Annotated in this window: 22 protein-coding genes and 2 pseudogenes; 3 read left to right on the top strand and 21 right to left on the bottom strand. The window is 46.5% G+C overall.

Going from position 1 to position 21,471, the window contains the following annotated elements:
• Window positions 1-15: 15 nt before the first annotated feature.
• The 21 genes and pseudogenes from rnc to D7Y06_RS17895 form a co-directional block, all read right to left on the bottom strand.
• Complete coding sequence (gene rnc, locus D7Y06_RS17995; RefSeq protein ID WP_120409121.1) at window positions 16-720, bottom strand: ribonuclease III; 705 nt, start codon at window positions 718-720, stop codon at window positions 16-18.
• Between the two features lie 90 nt (window positions 721-810).
• Entirely contained in the window at window positions 811-1,041 is a 231-nt protein-coding gene (gene acpP / locus D7Y06_RS17990) for an acyl carrier protein (protein ID WP_120409114.1), read from the bottom strand.
• A 16-nt stretch (window positions 1,042-1,057) separates the two neighbouring features.
• Complete coding sequence (gene plsX, locus D7Y06_RS17985) at window positions 1,058-2,068, bottom strand: phosphate acyltransferase PlsX (protein WP_120409113.1); 1,011 nt, start codon at window positions 2,066-2,068, stop codon at window positions 1,058-1,060.
• Between the two features lie 187 nt (window positions 2,069-2,255).
• The gene (locus tag D7Y06_RS27260; RefSeq protein ID WP_243119382.1) at window positions 2,256-3,284 is read right to left on the bottom strand and encodes a DUF6033 family protein; all 1,029 of its coding nucleotides are present in this window, start codon (window positions 3,282-3,284) and stop codon (window positions 2,256-2,258) included.
• A gap of 33 nt (window positions 3,285-3,317) precedes the next feature.
• On the bottom strand, window positions 3,318-4,049 hold the full coding sequence (locus D7Y06_RS17975) for a DUF6033 family protein (RefSeq protein ID WP_120409112.1): 732 nt from the start codon (window positions 4,047-4,049) through the stop codon (window positions 3,318-3,320).
• 61 nt (window positions 4,050-4,110) lie between these two features.
• Window positions 4,111-5,355: a M56 family metallopeptidase gene (locus D7Y06_RS17970; RefSeq protein WP_120409111.1), complete on the bottom strand. Its 1,245-nt coding sequence runs from the start codon at window positions 5,353-5,355 to the stop codon at window positions 4,111-4,113.
• A 3-nt stretch (window positions 5,356-5,358) separates the two neighbouring features.
• Window positions 5,359-5,772, bottom strand: coding sequence for a BlaI/MecI/CopY family transcriptional regulator (locus D7Y06_RS17965; protein WP_120409110.1), 414 nt, complete (start codon window positions 5,770-5,772; stop codon window positions 5,359-5,361).
• A 186-nt stretch (window positions 5,773-5,958) separates the two neighbouring features.
• A pseudogene (locus D7Y06_RS17960) lies at window positions 5,959-6,531 on the bottom strand (effector binding domain-containing protein); the annotation flags it as partial.
• 23 nt (window positions 6,532-6,554) lie between these two features.
• Entirely contained in the window at window positions 6,555-8,111 is a 1,557-nt protein-coding gene (locus D7Y06_RS17955) for a sodium:solute symporter family protein (RefSeq protein ID WP_120409108.1), read from the bottom strand.
• Between the two features lie 88 nt (window positions 8,112-8,199).
• Window positions 8,200-9,006 (bottom strand): amidohydrolase family protein, encoded by an 807-nt coding sequence (locus D7Y06_RS17950; RefSeq protein ID WP_120409107.1) that lies wholly within the window; start codon window positions 9,004-9,006, stop codon window positions 8,200-8,202.
• Window positions 9,007-9,023: 17 nt separating this feature from the next.
• Window positions 9,024-9,458: an amino acid-binding protein gene (locus tag D7Y06_RS17945; RefSeq protein WP_120409106.1), complete on the bottom strand. Its 435-nt coding sequence runs from the start codon at window positions 9,456-9,458 to the stop codon at window positions 9,024-9,026.
• A gap of 37 nt (window positions 9,459-9,495) precedes the next feature.
• On the bottom strand, window positions 9,496-10,794 hold the full coding sequence (locus D7Y06_RS17940; protein WP_120409105.1) for a phenylacetate--CoA ligase family protein: 1,299 nt from the start codon (window positions 10,792-10,794) through the stop codon (window positions 9,496-9,498).
• 2 nt (window positions 10,795-10,796) lie between these two features.
• Window positions 10,797-11,366, bottom strand: a complete 570-nt coding sequence (locus D7Y06_RS17935) for an indolepyruvate oxidoreductase subunit beta (protein ID WP_120409104.1) — start codon at window positions 11,364-11,366, stop codon at window positions 10,797-10,799.
• A 99-nt stretch (window positions 11,367-11,465) separates the two neighbouring features.
• A complete protein-coding gene (gene iorA, locus D7Y06_RS17930) occupies window positions 11,466-13,187 on the bottom strand; it encodes an indolepyruvate ferredoxin oxidoreductase subunit alpha (protein ID WP_120409120.1) in 1,722 nt (573 codons plus the stop codon).
• 19 nt (window positions 13,188-13,206) lie between these two features.
• Window positions 13,207-14,508 (bottom strand): phenylacetate--CoA ligase family protein, encoded by a 1,302-nt coding sequence (locus D7Y06_RS17925; protein WP_120409103.1) that lies wholly within the window; start codon window positions 14,506-14,508, stop codon window positions 13,207-13,209.
• A 37-nt stretch (window positions 14,509-14,545) separates the two neighbouring features.
• Entirely contained in the window at window positions 14,546-15,463 is a 918-nt protein-coding gene (locus D7Y06_RS17920) for a methyl-accepting chemotaxis protein (protein ID WP_120409102.1), read from the bottom strand.
• 13 nt (window positions 15,464-15,476) lie between these two features.
• Window positions 15,477-16,532: an FIST signal transduction protein gene (locus tag D7Y06_RS17915; protein WP_120409101.1), complete on the bottom strand. Its 1,056-nt coding sequence runs from the start codon at window positions 16,530-16,532 to the stop codon at window positions 15,477-15,479.
• 47 nt (window positions 16,533-16,579) lie between these two features.
• Entirely contained in the window at window positions 16,580-17,773 is a 1,194-nt protein-coding gene (vanT, locus tag D7Y06_RS17910; protein WP_120409100.1) for a serine racemase VanT catalytic subunit, read from the bottom strand.
• 41 nt (window positions 17,774-17,814) lie between these two features.
• Complete coding sequence (locus D7Y06_RS17905) at window positions 17,815-18,273, bottom strand: serine acetyltransferase (protein WP_243119381.1); 459 nt, start codon at window positions 18,271-18,273, stop codon at window positions 17,815-17,817.
• Window positions 18,260-19,318 carry a D-alanine--D-serine ligase VanG gene (gene vanG, locus D7Y06_RS17900; protein WP_120409099.1) on the bottom strand — a complete coding sequence of 353 codons (1,059 nt, stop codon included), beginning with the start codon at window positions 19,316-19,318 and terminating at the stop codon, window positions 18,260-18,262. Before vanG ends, D7Y06_RS17905 begins: the two co-directional genes overlap by 14 nt.
• A 238-nt stretch (window positions 19,319-19,556) precedes the next feature.
• Window positions 19,557-19,871 (bottom strand): hypothetical protein, encoded by a 315-nt coding sequence (locus D7Y06_RS17895; protein ID WP_199714760.1) that lies wholly within the window; start codon window positions 19,869-19,871, stop codon window positions 19,557-19,559.
• On the opposite strand from D7Y06_RS17895, the pseudogene D7Y06_RS17890 reads away from it, so the two are divergent.
• The 3 genes and pseudogenes from D7Y06_RS17890 to D7Y06_RS17880 form a co-directional block, all read left to right on the top strand.
• Window positions 19,839-20,524 (top strand): annotated as a pseudogene (locus D7Y06_RS17890) (type IV secretory system conjugative DNA transfer family protein); the annotation flags it as partial. The gene D7Y06_RS17895 and the pseudogene D7Y06_RS17890 overlap by 33 nt on opposite strands.
• Before the next feature lie 92 nt (window positions 20,525-20,616).
• Window positions 20,617-20,757 (top strand): Maff2 family mobile element protein, encoded by a 141-nt coding sequence (locus tag D7Y06_RS17885; protein ID WP_135976523.1) that lies wholly within the window; start codon window positions 20,617-20,619, stop codon window positions 20,755-20,757.
• A gap of 370 nt (window positions 20,758-21,127) precedes the next feature.
• A partial coding sequence (locus tag D7Y06_RS17880) for a BlaI/MecI/CopY family transcriptional regulator (RefSeq protein WP_147415708.1) occupies window positions 21,128-21,471 on the top strand: 344 nt, incomplete at its 3' end.

Here is a 21,471-nt window from a genome sequence, read left to right as displayed (position 1 = left end):
TTCCCTACATTCCTTCTATTTTTCAGCTGTGTTTTTATCCGTTTTTTTTAATATTAAAAGGGCCTGGTAGGCCGCTTCCTGTTCCGCAGCTTTTTTTGTATGGCCGCTTCCCCTTCCTATGACCTTCTCTCCAATGCGTGCCGCCACCGTAAAACTTTTGTCATGATCCGGCCCGCTCTCTGCGATAAGTTCATAATTTAGCTGCTCTTCATAATCTGCCTGCACCACTTCCTGCAGGATAGTCTTACTATCATAGAAGAGTTTTTTATTTTCAATGTCCGTGAGAATATAGGTTAAAATAAACTCTTTTGCACTAGTAAAACCACCATCCAGATAAATTGCGCCAATCACGGCCTCCAGGGCGTCTGAGAGAATGGATTTTCTTTCTCTTCCCCCGGTAAGCTCCTCCCCCTTGCCCAGAAAGAGAAACTCCTTTAACTGCATCTGGGCGGTACATGCGGCTAGGGTGGGTTCGCACACCAGGCTTGCCCGAAGTTTTGTCAAATCCCCCTCGGAGAGGTCCGGATAATTTAAATATAAAAATTCGCTGGAAACAACTTCAAGGACTGCGTCCCCCAGAAATTCCAGCCGCTCATTGTCCGAATGTTTTTTTAAATTTTTTTCATTGGCATAAGAACTGTGGGTTAAGGCCTGCCGTATCAACCCTGGATTTTTAAATTTGTAACCGATAATTTCCTGAAACTTGTCTGTTTTTCTCATATTTTCCTCAATGAAAGAAGGCGGCCCAAAAGCCAAAGAAATGCAGCTTTTTGGGCACGCCTCTTATCCTCGCTTTCACTATTCTTTTCATTAATTCAAAGCATTCTTAATCTGATCCACTGCATCAGCAACCGTTGCAATCTTCTCTGCATCCTCATTTTTAATCTCAACGTCAAATTCCTCTTCAATTCCCATAATAATCTGGAAAATGTCTAAAGAATCCGCCCCCAGGTCATCTACAAAAGTAGTGTCCATTGTGATTTCATCTGCGTCTACATTTAAGACTTCTGCAATAATCTGTTTTAGCTTTTCAAATTCCATGCTGGTATCTCCCTTTCTACTCGTCTCCAATAATGTTGTTTTTAATCTTTCCGTTAATATCCTGTTCTTTAAAAGTTACACACTGGATAATGGAATTGGTAACTTCCAAAGCCTTGGCGCTGCCGTGGGTCTTTACCACCAGGCCCTTTAACCCCAGTAAGGGAGCGCCGCCATACTCTGATGCATCAAATGTCTTTAGTACAGATTTTAATGCCGGTTTAATCAAAACAGCCCCTGCTTTGCTTCTTAAGCTGCTTAAGAGCCCTTTTTTCACCACCCGGAAAAAAGTGCTTCCCAGGCCCTCGTACAATTTCAGGATAACGTTTCCCACAAAAGCTTCACAGACAATCACATCCGCCTGTCCGTGGGGAATCTCCCTTGCCTCAATGCTGCCGATAAAATTAATGTCTTTACACTCCTTTAACAGCGGAAATGTCTCTTTTACCAGTGCATTTCCCTTCTCTTCCTCCGCACCGATATTTACAATGGCAACTTTCGGCTTTTTAATCCCTACCACATGTTCCATGTAAATGGAGCCCATTCTGGCAAACTGTACCAGATGGCTTGCCCTGGCGTCAACGTTCGCCCCGCAGTCCACCAAAAGGGATACTCCTTTTTCCGTGGGGATAAGGGGGGCTAAAGGGGGCCTCTCGATTCCTTTAATCCTGCCTACAATCACCTGGCCTCCTACCAGGATAGCTCCTGAACTCCCCGCTGACACAATGGCATCCGCCTCTTTCTGCTTCACCATATTCATACCCACTACAAGGGATGAATTCTTTTTGCTGCGGATGGCATTCACCGGCGGCTCTGCGGTTTCAATCACTTCCTCTGCATGGACAACCCTTATCTGGTCTTTGGGATATGTATATTTTTTTAATTCCTCTTTCACCATATCCTGTTTTCCCACAAGTAAGACCTGGATATCTTTCCGCACGTTCACCGCATCAACGGCACCCTTTACGATTTCTCCCGGGGCATTGTCCCCGCCCATGGCATCAACGGCTACTTTGATTTTCTCCTGCATGTCATTTCCTCCTTGCGCATTGTCACGCATCTAAATTCAATATACTATAAGTCTTTCCATAAGTCAACAACTGGAATTCGTGGGAAAAACAGGAATTGATCTGTATTTCCTCTGGATGCCCGTGTACATAAAAAAGACGCATGGAACAGTAATCGTTATCCATGCGCCTCCCGGTTTACAGGGAATTTTAGCCTTCTTTCAGCCGCTTAAATTCCTCTGAAATCATTTTTTTCACATCCTCCTCATGTGCCTTCTTCTGAAATGCCAGGGAAAGCCCTTTTAATTCTTCTTCCTTTGTCATTTTCCTATAACCTGTCTCTGAATTTTTATCCTCTGTATAACGTTCCCTTGTACCGTTCTCATATCCCTGTACAATCCTGTCATAAAGATTTCCGTAGGCCCTGTTCAAATCCTTTGCCTTTTCCATTTCTTCGGCTAATTCCCTGGCATAGCTATTTGCAGATAAGGCATTTGCCATCTGATTTGCCTGCCTTACAATACTTTCCTTATTTCCCCCTTTTTGAATGACTTTGCCCTCCGCGTTTTTTTCACGTATCTGTTCCAGGTATTTTTCCATACCCTCCCGGGAGATGGAAACCTTCACTGCATTATCCCCCGCCGCACAATCTTCCCGGGCAGCTTCCATAATTGTGAGGATATCGGTGTCATCCAGATAAACCTTTCCGTCCTTGGAGGCAGCTATTTTGTCCTCCAAAAGCTGTTTTGCCTTTTCCGCTTTCTCTTTTGTCTTTTCTATCAGCTCTTCCGAATTTTTCCGTCTTTCCTCCCTAAGCTTATCGCTCATATTCAGCATAAAGTCATTTCTGACAAGGCAAATCTGTTGATACTTTCCATTTTCATCTATGTAATCATGCTTAAACACAACCGACCAGCCCATGGCATGCATCGCACTGTCCAGTCTCTTGACAGCTAATTCAGCGCCTTTTATTAATTCCTTCATTTCTTTTTCTGTTTCCGGGTCATTCTGCATTTTTTCCAAAAGCTGTGGATTCACCGTCAGGGTTTTGCTGCTCTTTCCTGGGGAAAATCCATTTCCAATTTTAAACTCTGCGCTTGGAACAAGTTTTGCCAGCTCCCTAGCATACTCTGCCCTGCTCTTTTGTCTGCTTTCTGTTTCCTTCCTTTTTGTACCCTCCGTGACGCTGCTTTCCATCATGCTCTGAGCCCCGTAATTGCTGGTAATCTCCATTGCCATAATTTGTCCTCCTGATTTTATAATTTTTTCCTGCTACACCTTTAAGTCCAAATTGGCACCGGCCCCCGCCTGCCGTTTTGTATTTGTCCTGCCTGCATAATCTTCTTTTTCAGCCTCCATCATTGTCCGCATATCTGTATCATTCAAACAAATCATGCCGTCTTTGGAAGCTGCCAGTTTTTCATTTAGAAACTGTTGGGCTTTGTTTGGAGTTAATTTTTCTTTCTTTTCTGCCGCCTTTTCTTTTGTCTTTTCAAGCAGTTTCTCCGAATTTTTCTTCCGTTCCTCCCGGAGCTTATCGCTTAATTTTAACATACCATCGTTTCTGGTCTGCATTCTGCAGTGATATTTTCCGTTCTCATCAATATAACTGTGCTGATACACTATGGTCCAGCCAGTGGCTTTCGCCATGCTTTCTGCCAGTTTAGACATAGACTCAACGCCTCTTATCATGTCTTTCATATCCTTCTCTTTTTCCGGGTCATTCTGCATTTTTTCCAAAAGTCCGGGATGAACCGTAAGTGACTTGCCGTTTCTGGCTGACGAGCAGGCAGTTCCAACCTTAAATTCCACGCTTGGAACAAGTTTTGCCAGTTCTTTCGTATATTCTGCCGTTCTTTTTGTCCTGCTGTTTCCTGTGTTGGAATTTATTTGTGCCCCCGCTGCCTTAGATGTTTCCTTTTTCTCTGCTGCCAGCGATTCTTTTTGCAATGCATATGCATTCTCATATGTATTACTGTAATTGTTTGTAATCTCCATTGCCATAATCTTGTCCTCCTTGATACATTCCTTGAAATCCTTTTCAGTTCCCTAGTATAACGTTCGCCTATAACAATTTAAGCAGTTCAAAATACCAGTTATCCATAATGCTCTCATAGGGAATACGCACTATTTTGTCTCTTAACCCCCTCTCGTAAATACATGCCTCCGCCGCCCCTGCCAGACCCGGAAGTTTATAAAATCCGCCAAAAACAATCCATATTTCCCCCTCCCCATGGTTTTTTTCCAAAAATTCCTCAAAGGCTTCCCGCCTGACATAGACAAACCTGTCATCATAGGAAATCATCCGGCTCAGTTCCCCAGTATCATGGGAAATAATTTCAGCCTTCCCGTCATAATTTCCAATCATAATGTCCCTGCTCTCGTTGCACCGGGCATAAGAATGGGTACGCACTGCCAGAAATGCAGACGCAATCATCAGAAGGGCTGCCCCTGTCATGCCAAGACACATTCTTTTCCTATATGGGCAAAAATCTGCAATTTTACCCATCCGTCTTTTCATGTCTTTAAATTCCTGTTCTCCCACATAGGTAACGGCAGAGGGAGTATTCCCCGATTCTGTGCCCAGAAGTTTTAAGGTTTTTAACAGCACCATCCCATATTCCTGGGCCGTCTTTCCGCTTTTTTGTATGCACACCCTGTCGCAGATATCTTCCATATCCTCCCGGAACTGTTTCTGAAAAATGGTCAGAAAAGGGTTTACCCACAAAAGGCACCGCAAAATGTCCCATAAAAATCCAAACCACAAATGCCCCAGCCTTATATGGGTCTTTTCATGCTGCAAAACCGCCCATAATTCTTCCCTGCCGTAGTTTTCCAATATCACTTTGGGGATGACAATCCTGGGTCTTAAAAGCCCAGCCGTAAAGGGTGTGACATTCATATCCGTAACCCTGACCAGGGTATGATAAAGGGATGCCTTTTCCATCCCGGAAACGAACCGCCAGAGGCGCAGCCTCTTTCCAAAGATGCAGATAAAAACTGTAAAAATTCCCGCCATATACATACGGTCAGCCCAAATCCATGAAATGGCTGCCCCGGTCAGCCTCCAGGTCAGGTTTATAACAAACTCATTTTCATAAAACATTTTCAGCTTTCCAAGAAAGGGGATGAGCAGGAAAGATGTCCACAACATCCCCTTGAGAAAAGTCCGCCCTGAAAAAAGCACTTTGCGCAGCAGCATCACAAGCCCGAGGAGCATGTAGGAAAAAATTGCGCACCGCACAAGCTGGGTGGTGTAATATACCGCTGAAAAATCAAAAAGACTGCCAAGCTGTGACCAGTCAGGCATGGTTTACCCCTCCTTGTCCGGGGATTTGCCACCCTGCCCCCGGCTTTTCTTAAGTATCTCCTCCAGTTCCTGAATCTGTTCCTCCGTCAGGGAAAAACTCTGCAAAAGCGCTGCCATGGCATTTGTCCCATTGCCGGAAAAATAGCTGTCCACAAACTTCCTGCTCTTCTCCTTCACACATTCCTCCCTTGGCTTTTTCACATAATAATGGTAAACCCGCAAATCATGCTCATCCACTGTGTAGCCTAAAATATCCTTCTGGTTCAGGCGGTTCATCAGCACCCGCACCATCCTCTGGGACATATCCACATTCCCCTGCATCCTTTTATAAACCTCTGCGGAGGTCAGGGGTTCCTTACAGGCCCACAGAACCTCCATAATCTGCCATTCGCTTGGTGTAATCTCTTCCTTTGCCATACCGCTTTCATCCTTTCGCTTCTTTCTGCAGGCCCTTAAGAAACATCCCTGCCAAGTGCCCTGCCGTTTTGCATTGATATTTGACTTATTCAAAGTATATATCGGTCAATATGCATTAACCATTAATAGCGGTTGACTTTTTTATTTTCTGAAAGCCCTAAACCTTCATCCGTCTTGAATTTGTCCGGAAAATATCCGCCGCTCCAGCTCCTGAATGGACTGGTTGGTTCCCTTCCCCGGAAAAATTGCCCAGGTAGCCCCAGGTACAGTATACTCTTCCAATCCCTCTGACCTTTTGGAAGAAGAAACGGCGATAAAGTATCTCCAGGGTTCCGTATCATTGCAGGTAGAAACTCCCAGCACCCCCATAGGCGGCGTGTCCATCATGCTGATTAATTTTTCCAGCGTCCCGTTTGTAGAAACTTCCTCCCACTTTGGGGGAATGACGGTAAAATTTTTCTCAATATCTTTGTACAAGGGCACAGATACTCCCACAATACGGAACGCCTCTTTTGTCTCAATTCGGTAATTCATTTCTTCCACTCCTTTGACTGTGACTTTAAACGTGAGAGGAGGAAAGGATTTTACGGATACGCCTTCGCTTTTTACGGCGGAGGGGGGGAGTCCATGAACGGACTGAAAAGCCCTGTTAAATTCTGTGGGGAAACTGTAGTCGTACTTTGCTGCTACATCAATAATTTTCATCTCTTTTCCCTGCAAATCCACAGCGGCAAGAGACATTTTTCTCCTGCACAAAAAAGAGAGCATTTCATGGAAAGGCTTTACCCCTGCTTCTTCCCCTCCCTGGGCAGTGCTGTCTTTTTATCTACCACTACCTGTTCCTCCATACAGGAGAAAATTTTCTCCACCTCATTTTCCTCCATCTTCGGGGTAAACAGACTCACAAGGGGCACGATCATAAGCCCCGCCGCCATTGCGATGGCCCCGGCGTTTATGGGGGACTTAATGTAGGAGAAAAACATATTGGATACGGTAATGCCGATGCCGCAGATAAAACTTGCCCACACTGCCGCCCTGGTAACGCCTTTCCAGTACAATCCATAGAGAAACGGCGCTAAGAACGCCCCTGCCAGGGCGCCCCAGGAGATTCCCATAAGCTGGGCGATAAACCGGGCGATAGATTTGGGCGGGAAAAGGGCCAATACCACGGAGCAGACAATGAAAAATACCAAAAGGATCCGCATCCACAGTAACTGTTTCTTTTCGTCCATATTTTTAAATACATTATCCTTTAAAAAGTCCAGCGTCAGGGTGGAACTGGAGGTGAGCACCAGGGAGGATAAGGTGGACATGGAGGCGGAGAGCACAAGGACAATCACGATTCCAACTAAAATATCCGGCAGTGTGGAGAGCATGGAGGGAATAATGGCATCGTAAATCACGCTTCCGTCCGCCCCATGAATTTTCTCCGTATCAAAAAGCCTTCCGAAGCCTCCCAAAAAATAGCATCCCCCGGAGACAATCACTGCAAAAAATGTGGAGATAACCGTTCCCGACTGAATGGAACGCTCATCTTTGATGGCATAAAACTTATGTATCATCTGAGGCAGCCCCCAGGTTCCAAGGGAAGTTAAAACAATAACGCCCAGAAGATTTAAGGGGTCCGGCCCGAAAAAGGAAGCAAAAGCCCCCTTCTGTCCCATGGTTACCGGGATATCGCTTTCAAACTCCGCCAGAGAAGAAACTGCATGTAAAAATCCCCCCTGGCCCTTTAACACCGCAAGGATAACCACAACAATCCCCCCAAGCATCACGATTCCCTGTATAAAGTCATTAATCGCCGTGGCCATATATCCCCCCAGGGTTACATAGATGCAGGTCAGCACTGCCATGGCAATCACACAGGCTTCATAGGGAATGTCAAAAGCCATTCCAAAAAGTCTGGAAAGCCCATTGTATACAGATGCAGTGTAGGGAATTAAGAAAATAAATGAAATTGCAGATGCGGCAATCCGAAGTGCATTGCTCTGATAACGCTTTCCGAAATAGTCCGGCATAGTGGAAGCAGATAAATGGTTACTCATAATCCTGGTACGCCGTCCCAGAATCACCCATGCCAATAGAGAACCGATAAAGGCATTGCCGATTCCAATCCATGTGGAGGCCAGGCCGTATTTGTAACCAAACTGTCCGGCATAGCCCACAAACACCACAGCAGAAAAATAGGATGTCCCGTAGGCAAAAGCCGTAAGCCAGGGGCCAACAGCCCTTCCCCCCAGGACAAAATCATTGACATTTGTGGCATGTCTGCGGGAATACAGCCCCACCCCAATCATAACAGCAAAAAATACGATCAAAAAAACAAACTTAATTAACACAACTTCCTCCTTATAAAAACCGTTAAAACAGACAAATGCGAAACCCTCTTTTCACAATCCAAAGACAGGTTTCGCAATGGCCGTATCTTTACAAATTTAATAGTTCACAGGCATTCCCCCCCAAGATTTTATCCAAATCTTCGTTTGGAATGGAAAGCCCTTTTAAATGGGACAAAGACTCCTTCTGCCCGCTCCAGGGGCTGTCCGTGGCAAAAAGCACTCTGTCCGCCCCATGCTTTTTTAAAATCTGAAGGAACAAATCATCCTCTATAAAATCAAAGAGGTAGGCGGTATCCAGATACACATTTTTCCCGGCGATAAGCTCCCCTGCCTTCTCCCACATTTTAAACCCGCCGTAGTGGGCAAGCACCAGCTTTTCCGGGGCAACTTCATCCAAAACCCGGCGAATCATCATTGGTGTGCACCTTACATGGTCAGGAAACCCGATATCGATTCCTGTGTGCACAATGGTGATAAGCCCAAGCTCTGAGGCATAATCCAAAATGCGCATATATTTCATATCGTCAAAATAAGTACTCTGGTAATCCGGATGCAGTTTTATCCCTTTCAGCCCCAAATCATATATGGTGCGAAGCTCCCTTTTGTAATCCGGGGAATCCGGGTGGATTCCCCCAAAAGAGAAAAGCCTCCGGCTCTTCCCCTGGTATTTCTCATTTAACCTTGCCGCAAAATCATTTATGGTGACAAACTGCTCCGGCTTTGTCACCACAGGGAGAACCAGGGACAAATCCACCCCCGCTTCTTCCATGGATGAAATCAGGCTTACTTCCCTGCCATCGGTAAAAGCCTTCACATTTGCGATATCTTCCAGCTTCTCTATGGTTTTTTTTGCAATTTTATCTGGAAAAATATGGGTGTGAAAATCTACAATCATAATAATATCGCTCCTAATTAACAGAATATTCTCAAAATATCCTCCTGGCTGAATAATTCCACCTCTTTGCTCTTTAAAAGAACGGCAGCCTCATCCCCGTTGGATATTTTGCAGATGATTGAGGCATCCCCCTCTTTGTTGGAAAGGGCATACATATATTCCACGTTAAGCCCCGCTTTGCAGACAAAGCTTAATATTTCCTGAAGCCTCCCAACCTGATGGGCAAGCCTTACCGCCAGCACATCTGTGAGCATGGCGGAAAATCCCTGTTTCTTTAAGGCAGCCTGTCCTGCCGCCGGGTCAGATGTGATCAGCCGCAAAAGCCCATATTCGCTGGTATCCGCCAGGCTTAAAGAAATAATATTAATCCCTTCCTGTTTCAGCACTTCCAAAACCTGCTCTAAGCGCCCTTCCTGGTTTTCAATAAATACCGACAACTGTTTTATAAACATAGTTTCCTCCATTCCTCTGTTTTATACCTGCCAAAATTTACACAAGTTTCCGTTTATCAATTACATGGACTGCTTTTCCCATGCTCCGCTCCAAAGTCTTTGGCTCCACCAGCTTAATTTTTGCCGCAAGGCCAATGGCATTCTGGATGGCATGACCAATCTTTTTGGTAAGATTTTCCAGTCCCCTGATTTCATCGGAAAAGAAACTCTCATCCACTTCCACCTGGATCTCTAAAGTGTCCAGATTATTTTTCCTGTCCACAATCATCATATAGTGGGGTGTGGTGCCTCCCAGTTCCAAAAGGGCAGCCTCCACCTGGGACGGGAATACATTTACACCCCGGATAATTAACATATCATCGGAACGCCCTTTAAACCGGCTGATTCTGGCCAGGGTTCTGCCGCACTCGCAGGGGGAGTAATCGATGCTGGTCAAATCCTTTGTGCGGTAACGAAGGAGGGGAAGCCCCTCTTTTGTCAGAGTGGTAAATACCAGTTCTCCTGTCTCTCCCTTAGGCAATGGCTTTAAGGTTTCCGGGTCAATAATTTCCGGGAGGAAATGGTCTTCATAGACGTGAAGCCCCTTATGATATTCACAGTCGCAGGCAACCCCGGGCCCCATAACTTCCGAAAGTCCGTAAATGTCAAAGGCATGGATGTGAAGTTTTTCCTCTATCTGTTTCCTCATATTTTCTGTCCAGGGCTCCGCACCGCAGACAGCGGCTTTTAATTTAATCTCCGGTATGCTCCCCGACTCTTCCAGCACCTCCGCAATGTGGAGAAGGTAGGAAGGCGTGCAGGCAATGGCTGTCACCCCGAAGTCTTTCATCATAGTGGTAAGCTTTTTCGTGTTGCCTGTGGACATGGGCACTACAATAGCCCCAAGTTTTTCCGCTCCCCCGTGGGCCCCTAAGCCCCCGGTAAACAGGCCGTAGCCGTAGGCCACCTGGATAATATCATCCCTCGTGACTCCCGCCTGGGTCAAAGCCCTTGCCACACATTCGCTCCAGATATCAAGATCCCTTCTGGTGTACCCCACCACCGTAGCTTTCCCGGTGGTGCCGGAAGATGCATGAACACGGACAATCTCTGATTTTGGAGCTGCAAACAAACCGAAGGGATAGGTATCCCGCAAATCATTTTTTGTAGTGTAGGGCAGCTTGTGGAGGTCTTCAATTCCCTTGATATCCCCGGGCTCAATTCCCACCTGCTGCATTTTTTTGCGGTAAAATTCCACGTTGTGGTACACCCTGTCCACGGTTTTCACCAGACGCTTGCTCTGGAGAAACTCCATCTCATCCCTGCTCATACACTCTTTGGTTTCATTCCAAATCATTTTTACGCCCCCTCATATCCTTTTAAAAATGCAGTGCGGTTGATTTCCACTGTCTTGGGCGGCACTGTCTTTTCGATAGCCGAAAGCCATGCCTCTTTGGAAAAATCCATATGCCTTGCAGCCATTCCAAGGACAATGATATTAAAAACCTTAGCGTTTCCCAGTTTCTTTGCCTCCTCCATGGCATCCATCTTAAACACCGTGTACTCTTTTTCCAAATCTTCCACAATATGTTCGGGATAAGCGGCCGCCCCGGTTAATACGGTTATAGGCTCCATGCGCTGTTCATTTAAAATCAGCACCCCGTCCTCCTTTAAAAAGTGGGCATAACGAAGGGCTTCCAATTTTTCAAAAGCGATGAGCACATCGGCACATCCTGCCTCCACAATGGGCTCCGCCACCGCTTCCCCATAGCGCACAAAGGTCACCACGCTTCCGCCTCTCTGGGCCATACCGTGGACTTCTGATAATTTCACGTCATATCCCGCATCTCTTGTAATGCCTCCCAGGATACGGCTGGTGAGAAGGGTTCCCTGTCCTCCCACCCCTACAATCATAATATTCTTTGTCATCTCCTGCTCCTTTTCTAATGTAACGCCCCCTCACACAAGGTTCGGCGGCAAGTCGTGGGAAGGCATTCAAAAATATGCTTCGCATTTTGCCTTCCTCCTCTATCCTTTCACCCGCTCTATAGCGCCAAATTTGCACAACTGTTCACAGAGGCCGCAGCCATTGCACATGGTCTCGTCTATGGCTATGGTTCCATCCGATTTCTTCCGAAGGGCAGGACATCCGGGTTTTAAACACATCCCGCACTTTTTACATTTGTCCTCCACCGGTGTGCATTTATAGGGAAATACATTGCCCTTTAATAAAACGCAGGGCGATTTTGTAATAATAACAGAAACTGCATCCCTTGCCACTTCCTCTTTTATCACCCGCTCCAGCGCCTCCGTGTCAAAAGCATTTACCTCCGTCACCGATTCAATTCCCATGGCCTTGCAGAGATTAAAAATATTTATGGCAGGGACTGTCTCTCCCTTTAAGGTTTTCCCAGTGGCAGCATGGTCCTGATGCCCTGTCATGCCTGTGGTGGAATTGTCAAGGATAATCACGGTTCCCGTGGCCTGGTTGTACACCATATTCATCAGGGAATTTACCCCGGTGTGCATAAAGGTGGAATCCCCGATAACTGCCACCCAGTTTTTCACATACTCTTTTCCCTTTGCCTTTTCCATGCCGTGAAGGGTGGAAATACTGGAACCCATGCACACGGTAGTGTCAATTACATTCAAGGGGGGCAGGGCTCCTAACGTATAACACCCGATATCCCCGGCAGCATGGATTTTTAATTTACTTAACACGGAATACACGCTTCTGTGGGGACATCCCGGACAGAGAATGGGGGGCCTTGCCGGAACTTTTGCAGGCTCTTTGATATGTAAATCTTCTTTTAAGACTTTTTCCCGAATCATATTTGCGGAATACTCTCCCTGAAGGGTAAAAATCTCTTTTCCCAAAGCTTTTATGCCCCAGGATTTTACCTGCTCTTCGATTACAGGCTCCAATTCCTCAAATATGTAAAGCACATCCACTTTTTGTGCAAATTCTTCGATAAGCTTTTTGGGCAGAGGATGAACCATGCCAAGTTTTAACACGGATGCATTAGGACAGGCTTCCCTCACATACTGATAGGGTATTCCGCTGGTGATAAAACCAATGGAGGTATCCCGGTACTCTGCCCGGTTAATGGCAAAGCCGCAGCCATCCTGGGCTAAGGCATTCATTCTCTGCTCCACGTACACATGGCGCCCAATGGCATTTGCCGGCATCATCACATATTTTGCCGGATTTCTCTCATAGGGCTTATCCTCTATTTCCTGTCTCTCCTCCAAAGTTACCACCCCCTGGGAATGGGCCAGACGTGTGGTGGTCCTTAAGATAACCGGAGTGTCGTATTTTTCGCTGATCTCATAGGCAGTTTTTACAAAGTCCTTTGCCTCCTGGCTGTCGGAGGGCTCTAACACCGGCACAAGTGCCGCCCTTGCCACACATCTTGTATCCTGCTCATTCTGGGAGCTGTAAAGGCCGGGGTCGTCCGCTGCCACCAAAACCAGCCCCCCGTTTACACCGCTGTAAGAAATGGTATACAAGGGATCGCTTGCCACATTTACCCCCACGTGTTTCATGGAGGCCATGGCCCGCACACCGCTTATGGAGGCGCCGATAGCCACCTCCGTGGCAACTTTCTCATTGGGGGACCACTCTGCATAAATCTCGTCATACAGGGCAATATTTTCACTGATTTCCGTGCTGGGAGTTCCGGGATATGCGGCGGACACTTTCACTCCCGCCTCATAGGCTCCCCTGGCGATTGCCTCATTGCCTAACATTATCTTCTTTTCCAATGGTTTATACTTCCTTTCTCAGATCTTTTACTCTCTGTGCTTTCCCCTCAAAACGTTTTAGAGTATTGGGGGATTCTAAGCGTATTTTTGCATCCAGCCCCAAAACAATCCGAAGCTTATGCTTAATCTTTTTCTCCAAAGCCTCCAATTCCCGGTACACATCCACAGGTTTTACAAGTTCCACCCGGATTTCCAGAAGGTCTGAGTGGTTCTTCCTGGTGACAATAATCTCATAGTGGGGGCCGATTTCCTCAATTCCCAAAAGAACTTCCTCAATCTGGCTTGGGAATACGTTTACTCCCCGGATTTTTAACATATCGTCTGTCCTGCCGCTTAAATTTTCCATGCGCACCGTGGTCCTGCCACACTTGCAGGGCTCATAGATAAGCCTTGTAATGTCCTTTGTGCGGTAACGGATTAAGGGCAGAGCCTCTTTATAAATACAGGTAATGACTAATTCCCCTTTTTCTCCCGGGGGAAGCACTTCCCCTGTCTTTGGATTTATAATTTCCGGGATAAAATAATCTTCGTTAATATGCATCCCGCAAAGGTATTCACATTCCCCAGAAACTCCCGGCCCCATCAGCTCGCTCATGCCGTAATTGGAGGTGACAAGCATATCTTCCCCCCAGAGTTTATGCATTTCCCCCCGCATAGCCTCTGTCAAAAGTTCGCTTCCCACCAAACCGATTTTTACCTGCAGATCTTTTTTAGGATCAAGGCCCATCTCTTTCGCCACCTCCCCTAACCGAAGAGCGTAGGAGGGGGTTGCAACCAAAAGGGTGGTGCCGAAATCTTTCATGTACATAATCTGTTTTTCCGAATTTCCCGTGGAAGATGGCACAAGGGCCGCCCCCATATTCTCAAGGCCGAAATGAAGCCCTAAGGCCCCGGTAAACATTCCGTATCCAAAACAAATCTGAGCCACATCTTTTTCTGTGGCTCCTCCCATGGCGGCAATGCGGGAGACGCATTCCGTCCACATCTTTAAATCTTTTTTCGTGTACCCTACAACCGTGGGTTTCCCCGTGGTTCCGCTAGAGGCGTGAATCCGAACCAGCTCATCCTTTGGCACGGCAAAGAGACCAAAGGGATAATTATCCCTCATATCCTGCTTTGTCACAAAGGGAAGTTTCGATAAATCCTTTAGCGTCTTAATATCTGAAGGCACAACCCCTGCCTGATCCATTTTTTCCCGGTAAGGCCCTACCTTTGCATATACCCGGTTTACCGTCTCAGTAAGCCGTTTCAACTGTATTTCTTCTATCTCGGCCCTTGACATCGTCTCTTCTTTTGCCCAAATCATTTTGCTCTCTCCTTTTTTGAAATCTCACCCTGCCGCATTACTGGTTATAGTCCTCCACCACCGGCGGTATCTGGGAGAGCATATTGTCAATATCCTCAAACATGGCGCTTTTGGTAGTTCCCATTTTGCTTGCCGTGTTAATATGCCGGATAACTTCCTGATAGCCGTCTTTGAGATTCTCAAAAAAGCTGCACACGGACTGAAGTTCTACCCTGGAGTTGTCAATCACCTGGGAGATATCCGACTGTACCGTTCCTGCGCCCTCCGCAGCCTTTGTAATACTTTCAAAGGTCTCATAGGTCTCATTCACTTTAGAGAGGCTCTCCTCCAATGCCTGATGGGAAATGTGAATGCTGTTGTTCAGCTCGTCTGCCCCGTGTTCCACATCCAGAATACTGGAGTCCACCATGGCAGCCAGATTTTTAATCTCGTCGGAGAGACTTTTGACTTCCCCCGCCACAACAGAAAACCCCTTTCCCTGTTCCCCTGCCCTTGCAGCTTCTATGGAGGCATTTAAGGAAAGAATATTCGTCTGGTCCGCAATGGACACAATTTTGCTCATGCACCCCTTAATCTCGTGTAAAGACTCCTGGAAAACCTGAAATGTTTTCTGCATTTCAACAAAATAGGACTCTACTAATATGGAACTGTTCTTAAGCTCCTCCACCTCGCCCTGAGCCTTGTCCACAGACTGGGAAATATCTTCTTTTACCGATGCAAATTGACCGGACACGGAATCAATATTGGAAAAAGTCTGCTCAAAATTCTCCAGCGTCCCTTTGAATTTTTCTGATTCCTGCAGCACATTCCCAAAAGATTTGCTGACCATACTCAGTTCCTTTAAGGAATCCACCTCACCCTGCACCAGAGTACCATGGTATTCCTTCAGGCTTTTTATCACATATAACACAGGATACAGACTCTTATCCAGTTTTTCTTTTTTCTTAAAATTCATGTTCTCTTCCCCCTTACTCAAATACCACGCAGGTCATGGACTGGTTGACAAACCGATTGTTGTAATGTTCCCCGTATCCCACCAGGCCCGCATGATTTCCAAGGGCGCTCATCTCCCGAAGATATTCTTCCATATAGTGATTCTCGCTAAAAAGCAGATACCGGAACAGACAATTCACGGAAAACACCGCTGATATTTTGGGGAAGTCGCTGCGAATCATCTGGATGGTGCGTTTTACAATCTGCCTGTAATTTCCCAGTTCCAAAAGAATCAGTACGTCGGAATCGTTTACCTGACGGAAACATTTTAAGGCGTTGCCGCAGACTTCCTGTATGGATATGATACAGATGTCATCCCCGTTTATTTTTCCAAAAGGATTTTTAAATGTCTGGGTCTGTATCTCCTGTTCTGTAATATGTAAAATATCCTGATATACCTTTTTGGCAGGCACTCCGTTTAATTCTCCCAGAATATAGTTGGCCTTGTCCGTCCTTGAGGCAATAAAACGGTATCTCCCCATGGGGTGGTAAATATTTTCCTTGTAAGCCTTCACCCTGCCTGAATTATTTTTTACCAGGGCATAGGCCACCGCATCCTTATAAACCCTGCCGTTTGCAGAGACTTTCCCTCCGTCTCCTGTGCCGCCCACCAGTGAAATGCCTCTCTGCTTTAATACACTGTAAACCGTGGTGAGAACACAGGCGTCATTGCCGGCACAAAAATCAATACAGACGGTGTTTGTATTTGAACTGTTAATGTCCCGCACATCTCTTTCCAGACGTTCAATATACTTCACCGGCATAACAGATACTTCTTCCAGCACATTTGCCGCCGCCGTAACACCATCACAAAAAGCTATGACACCTACACCTTTCTCCACTACTTTTGTGTCATAGCTCATCCCGATACATCCAATACTTGGCACTCGGGGATAAAGTTCTTCTAATCTTTTTACATGCGCTTCAAACTGGCTGCTGTTTGACATCAAAAGAATCAACTGAGGATTCGTTAAACCTGAAACAGCCTCGTTAAGATTTCCGCTCTGGCTCATACCAAAAAATTGTCTCAATACATTGCCCTCTCTTATGTACTATTTTTTCATTCCATTAAGTTATATTATACTTCATAGAAAGATAGATGGTCAATGTATTTTTCGTCTTCCACACATCTTTTATAATTTTTCCGCATTTTTATCACAACTGGAAGCCTTCTTCCCATTCTGCAAAGGAGTTCATTGCTGATGCTCCCCCCAAGTCCTGCAAGAGAAGATGCGGAGACATCCCCCTGGCCGATAAGTACTGCTGTATCTCCCGGCCTAACCCCCTCCGCATCGGTGATATCCACCCCAAGGGAATCCATGCAGATATTTCCAATCACCGGCAGAACATACCCCCGGATTTTTACCCAGCCATTCCCCCAGGATAAGCTTCTGGGATATCCGTCCCCGTAGCCAATGGATATCAGTGCAATCCGGGTATCTCTCCCCGCCGTAAAATTTCTGCCGTACCCAAAAGGCTCCCCCTTTTTTATCTCACGTATCAGCACCACTTTTGCTTTTAAGGAAAGTACCGGGCGCAAATCAAGGTTTAACCGGGTTTTGTCCCCAGGGGAGCTGAAACACCCGTAGAGGGCGATGCCCGCCCTTACATAATCACAGGAAAGATTTGGATAGTTTAAAAGACCGTAACTGCTTTGGATATGCACTTTGGGAATGGCAATTCCCCGGTTCTTTAAATGGCCGATGCAGCGGTAAAACCGGCGGATTTGCTTTTGAGTAAAAGAGACATCCCCGGGCTCTAAACTGTCGGAGCAGCTTAAATGGGTAAATATCCCTGTCGCATCCAGATATTTCATAGAAAAAATCTTCCTTACCTTCCCCGGCTCATCCCAGCCCACTCCCAACCGGTGCATCCCCGTATCAATTTTCACATGGACCTTCAGGGGTATTTTCTGTCTGTTTAAAGCTTCTGCATATCCATAATCGATCACAGTCTGAGTTAAACTATACTTTTTTAGGTCATAAGCCCTTAAAACTTCCGTGTACCCAAGAATTAAAATTTCTCCCCGGATACCTCCCCGCCTTAACTTGATACCCTCCTCCAATGTGGCAACAGCAAAAGCCCTCACTCCCATTTTATTTAAAGACCTGGAAACCACATAGGCGCCATGGCCGTAAGCCTCCGCCTTTACCACCGCCATAAGTTCACATTTTTTTGGCATTGCTGATTTCAGGGTCTTTACATTATGGCTTAAATTGTTTAAATTTACTTCGATCCATGCCCGCCCCGTATTCCCTGACATTTTCCTCATTTTGTCTCTCCCTGGCAAAACCGCCAATCATTTTACATTCGTTATAACAGTATCCGCACCGGCTGGGAAACCACGGTGCAATGATCCGGAATATCCGTATTTACCACTGCCCCTGCACCGATTTTTACAAAACTTCCGATTTTGATATCCCCGATTAACACCGCCCCCGCCCCAATCAGGCAGTTATCCCCAATCACCGGAGCTTTCCTGTTCACCTCCCCGATGGTGACATTCTGGTAAATCAGGCAGTTGTCCCCCACAAAAGCATACCGGGAAATAAAGATTCCATGGAGGCCGTGGGGAAGGGAGATGTTTTCCCCAAGTCTTGCATCCACTCCCACATACCCCCCGTGATTGTGGGCGCTTCTGCTCATAAAAAATGTAAGGATATCAAATAAAAACCCTTTTTTTACCTTTTTCTGCCACCGGTAAAACTCCCAGAAAAAACCCAGGTCATTTCCCCTGGAATACGCAATCACTTTTCTTCTAATTCCCATCATACATACCTATCAGCCTGTCCAGCATTTCCGGAAAAGACAGGCCGATTCCTTTCATCATATTTGGAAAACGGCTGTGGGACGTAAAGCCGGGGATGGTATTTACCTCGTTAAAAACAATTTCCCCGGTAGGAGTGTAAAACATATCCACCCTGGCGAAACCCGAACACCCCAGTATTTTATAAATCCTTGCAGCCGTGTTTTTGATCCGCTCCTCTTCCTCTGGCAGAATCCTTGCAGGCATATGGATTTTTGAGGTTTTTAAGGTATATTTTTCTGTGTAGTCAAAAAATCCCGTGGAAAGCTCTATTTCATCCACCCTTCCAATGGTAAGGGTATCTCTCCCCATCACGGCAGCCCCCACTTCAAAGCCAGGTACGGCCTCCTCCACAATCACCTCATTGTCATGTTCAAATGCCATCTCTAGGGCATCTATAAGCCTCTCTATTTCCGTCACCTTTGTAATCCCAAAGGAGGAACCTGCCCGAAGGGGCTTTACAAACAGGGGAAGGGCCAGTATTTCTTTGATTTCCTCCAATGCCCCCTCCCTTTCAAAGCCTTGAAAGGCCAGGGATTTAGGAACATTAATTCCTCTCTGGCTCACCAGCCTGTGGGCCCTCTCCTTATCCATGCAGAGGGCGGAGGATAGGGTGTTGCATCCCACTACAGGGATGCCCGCCATCTCAAACATTCCCTGAATCCTGCCGTCCTCCCCGTTTTTTCCATGCAGCACAGGAAATACCATGTCAACTTCTGTCACTCCTGTCACCTTCCCGGTATTCCCTGAAAATTCTAAAAAGCCTTTTTGCAGGGGACCCTGGGAAAATACCACTGGGATTATATTTTTTTCATCTTCCTGCCAGGTATCCTCCCCGATTTTTTCCGTTTCTCCTGTGCAGCGATACCACTCCCCTTTTCTGGTAATTCCAATTGGAATGATTTGGTATTTTTCCCTGTTTATATGGGTGAGAACGGCGGAGGCGGACTGGAGCGACACTTCGTATTCTGTGGATTTGCCGCCGAAAATTACAGCTATTTTTTTCTTCATCTCTTATCCCTCTTTCTTTTTCAAAACAAAAACGTCTTTGTAACCGGCAATACTATTTTACCGATTGCAGAGACGTTTTTGTTTCGTTTCTTTCCACTATATCCTATTAATTTTCTGCGGAAATTCTTACGTTTTTCTTACGGGGGCGCTTTGCCAGAAATAACCTTTGCATAGACTTTGTACCCTAGTGTACTGTATTCATCATGCGGAACGTACCCATGTTCTATAACTTTTCTGCTCAATAAGCTCTTTTATGCGTATTTGAATATTTTCCCGCCATCTGCCCCTTGGTCCGGCGGTAATGGCGCTCTGGCCTTATTGGAACCAGATTCTTGCTGATGTCTTCATAGATCTGCTGGAACAGTTCATCCTGTTTCCGTGCGTCCGTTTCCAACAGGATATAGATCAGGTCATTTTTCAGTATCCCAATGCTCAATGTCCGGTTTATCATCATCTTATGTTTCCGGTGTTTTTCTTTTTCGTCCAACTCCGCCTCGGCATCACGGATGATGTCCTCCGCAACCTCTTGTGCGAAAGAGCGGACAACGTACACGGGGCCGCCTGCCCCATCATGTGCGGGTGCTGTGGGACGAGGCCGCCAACACCGGACAAGTGCCGAACCTCGAAAAGCTGGTGGCGGTCATCCGCTCCCGGGAGGTGAGGCTGACGCTGTTCTACCAGCAGTTGGCCCAATGTAAGGCAATCTACGACAAGAATGCGGAAACCATTTTAGGCAACATGGACAGCGTGGTATTCCTCGGGGGCCGGGAGGCCAGCACTATCAAGGAGATTTCCGAGAACTGGCTGGGCAAGGCCACCATCTCCATGCAGACCGAGGGCCGCTCCCGTGGCCAGTCCGAAAGCTACAACCAGAACACGCAACGGCTGGGCCGGGAGCTTATGACCCCCGCCGAGCTTGCCACCATGCCCGGCGACAGGTGCATCCTGCAACTGCGGGGCCTGCCGCCGTTCTACTCCCGGAAATACGATTTGAAACAGCACCCCAACTACCGATACACGGCGGAGGCGGACAAGAAGAAAAACGCCTTTTCGCTGGAGCGGCTTATCTGCCGCCGTATAAAAAAGCTCAATCCCAACGAGCAGTACACCGTGTACGAGGCGGACGTGCCGGACAGAACGCCCATAGACGAGGACGAGGACATCCTCAACTATGACGATTTGGACGACCCGGACGCTTTTGTATAGCTTTGGGACATTTTGTCCCGAAGTGTCACCTGCCTCCTATACCGGGCGGCTTTTCTTGTGCCCGGGAAAATCCCGGAGAAATGGAGGACTATATGGCATTTTTCGCATCCGCTATCACCACCTTGCAGACCCTTGTTATCGCGCTGGGCGCGGGCCTCGGCGTTTGGGGCGTTGTCAATTTGCTGGAGGGCTACGGCTCGGACAACCCCGGCTCCAATGCTCATGTACGGTAAAGAAGCAAGTAACCGAAAACAAGAGATAGACCGCCAGCACCACACTATTCCGACCCAAAGAAACCAAAGACCAAAAGACAAGCACCGTGGAAATGTGTATAACTTGCTATTCCGTTATGGAAAAGTCCGTTCACAGAACATGGAAAAGCTAAAGTGCAGCTTTCCCACGTCCTGCAAACAGAGTTACCCACAACTCCATAAGACAGCCAGTTATACACATTCCCACCAATGCCGACTACTACGGAATCCCACCCCCTTCTTTCATATCTTTTTATAAATTCTTAAATTTCCTTTAGGGTATTGCATTATCACCTACAAAGTGTTAAGATGTTTGCATACCCACAATATGTTAAGATAAAAGGAGGACAAAATGGCACAGCAAATTTCTGAATCCGAACTGGTACTAATGAAAATCATTTGGAAGAATGGAGGGGCAGCTTTATACTCCCTCATCATGGAGGAACTGGAAAAAGACAAAAACGAATGGAAGAACAACACCGTACTCACCTTACTTTCCCGTCTGGGCGAAAAAAATTTCTTGAAAGTGAAAAAAATCGGCAGGAAGAATGAGTATGTAGCTACGGTGACAGAAGCAGAATACCAGACCATGCAGACCCACAGCTTTCTTGATAAAGTCTACGGTGGGAATGTGAAAAACTTAGTATCAACCTTGTTGCGGCAGGATATTCTTTCGGCAGATGAATTGAAAGAGAT

Source organism: Roseburia sp. 1XD42-69 (genome assembly GCF_003612565.1).
Classification (GTDB): domain Bacteria; phylum Bacillota; class Clostridia; order Lachnospirales; family Lachnospiraceae; genus Roseburia_B.
This window is presented reverse-complemented; position numbering and strand designations above follow the sequence as displayed.

Excerpts from the sequence above, each read along its gene's own strand:
- rnc (WP_120409121.1), bottom strand. The coding sequence starts at position 720 with ATGAGAAAAACAGACAAGTTTCAGGAAATTATCGGTTACAAATTTAAA.
- D7Y06_RS17975 (WP_120409112.1), bottom strand. The coding sequence starts at position 4,049 with ATGGCAATGGAGATTACAAACAATTACAGTAATACATATGAGAATGCA.
- D7Y06_RS17970 (WP_120409111.1), bottom strand. The coding sequence starts at position 5,355 with ATGCCTGACTGGTCACAGCTTGGCAGTCTTTTTGATTTTTCAGCGGTA.
- D7Y06_RS17920 (WP_120409102.1), bottom strand. The coding sequence starts at position 15,463 with ATGAATTTTAAGAAAAAAGAAAAACTGGATAAGAGTCTGTATCCTGTG.
- D7Y06_RS17905 (WP_243119381.1), bottom strand. The coding sequence starts at position 18,273 with ATGATGGGAATTAGAAGAAAAGTGATTGCGTATTCCAGGGGAAATGAC.
- vanT (WP_120409100.1), bottom strand. The coding sequence starts at position 17,773 with ATGAGGAAAATGTCAGGGAATACGGGGCGGGCATGGATCGAAGTAAAT.
- D7Y06_RS17935 (WP_120409104.1), bottom strand. The coding sequence starts at position 11,366 with ATGACAAAGAATATTATGATTGTAGGGGTGGGAGGACAGGGAACCCTT.
- D7Y06_RS17940 (WP_120409105.1), bottom strand. The coding sequence starts at position 10,794 with ATGATTTGGAATGAAACCAAAGAGTGTATGAGCAGGGATGAGATGGAG.
- iorA (WP_120409120.1), bottom strand. The coding sequence starts at position 13,187 with ATGTTAGGCAATGAGGCAATCGCCAGGGGAGCCTATGAGGCGGGAGTG.
- D7Y06_RS17950 (WP_120409107.1), bottom strand. The coding sequence starts at position 9,006 with ATGATTGTAGATTTTCACACCCATATTTTTCCAGATAAAATTGCAAAA.
- plsX (WP_120409113.1), bottom strand. The coding sequence starts at position 2,068 with ATGCAGGAGAAAATCAAAGTAGCCGTTGATGCCATGGGCGGGGACAAT.
- D7Y06_RS17925 (WP_120409103.1), bottom strand. The coding sequence starts at position 14,508 with ATGATTTGGGCAAAAGAAGAGACGATGTCAAGGGCCGAGATAGAAGAA.
- D7Y06_RS27260 (WP_243119382.1), bottom strand. The coding sequence starts at position 3,284 with ATGGCAATGGAGATTACCAGCAATTACGGGGCTCAGAGCATGATGGAA.
- acpP (WP_120409114.1), bottom strand. The coding sequence starts at position 1,041 with ATGGAATTTGAAAAGCTAAAACAGATTATTGCAGAAGTCTTAAATGTA.
- D7Y06_RS17945 (WP_120409106.1), bottom strand. The coding sequence starts at position 9,458 with ATGTTTATAAAACAGTTGTCGGTATTTATTGAAAACCAGGAAGGGCGC.
- D7Y06_RS17885 (WP_135976523.1), top strand. The coding sequence starts at position 20,617 with ATGGCATTTTTCGCATCCGCTATCACCACCTTGCAGACCCTTGTTATC.
- vanG (WP_120409099.1), bottom strand. The coding sequence starts at position 19,318 with ATGAAGAAAAAAATAGCTGTAATTTTCGGCGGCAAATCCACAGAATAC.
- D7Y06_RS17965 (WP_120409110.1), bottom strand. The coding sequence starts at position 5,772 with ATGGCAAAGGAAGAGATTACACCAAGCGAATGGCAGATTATGGAGGTT.